Origin of the sequence: Corallococcus sp. CA054B (genome assembly GCF_003611625.1) — a bacterium.
Classification (GTDB): Bacteria; Myxococcota; Myxococcia; order Myxococcales; family Myxococcaceae; genus Corallococcus; species Corallococcus coralloides.
The window spans coordinates 1-630 of sequence record NZ_RAVY01000423.1 but is presented as its reverse complement, the minus strand read 5'-3'; the positions used below and the strand labels follow the sequence as shown (position 1 = coordinate 630).

The following is a 630-nucleotide window of genomic DNA, read 5'->3' as shown; positions in this document are numbered from 1 at the left end:
GGGGAGGGAGGGTCCAGGGGTGTCGCCCCGCGCCCGCTCCGGTGTGGCTTTTCCGCCGCGAAGGTCCAGGCATGCGTGCTGCAATAGGGCGGACCCATGAGTGAAGCCTTGCGACGTGGATGGACGTGGGGGGCGCTCGCCCTGCTGCCGGCGCTCTGCGCCGGTGCTCCTGCGCTGGCGCAAGAGGAGTCCGCGCCGCGCCGCCTCGTCGAAGCCGAGAGCCCGGACCCGCTGATGGGGGAGTCCGTACGCCGGAAGGATTGCAGGGGAGCGTTCTGCGCGTGGCATGTCCACCATGCGCTGGGGCCCTGCTCGACGGACTATTGCGCCAACGATGCCCTGGTCATCACCGACCGCGAAGGCCAGGTGCTCTGGGAGCCTGACCCCAAGCAGGACTCCATCATCCACCGGACCACGAAGGACGTGCGGTTCATCGCGGAGCGCACGCTCCAGGTCCTCGATTTCAACCCTCCCTACCGCGGGATGGGCTTCGACTCGAGCGCGCCGGCCCAGGACGTCGGGGTCGATCAGTCGTACGTCAGCCGCGGCGTCTTCCGCCTGTCCCAGGATGGCCGGAAGGTGACGCGAGACCTCAAGGCGGCGCGGCTTCCCGCGTGGAGGGTCTCGCAG

The 630-nt window shown here is 69.7% G+C and carries 1 protein-coding gene; it reads left to right on the top strand.

Annotated features, from left to right (window positions below; genetic code table 11):
* Positions 1-108: 108 nt before the first annotated feature.
* A partial coding sequence (locus tag D7V80_RS41140; RefSeq protein WP_147447414.1) for a hypothetical protein occupies positions 109-630 on the top strand: 522 nt, incomplete at its 3' end.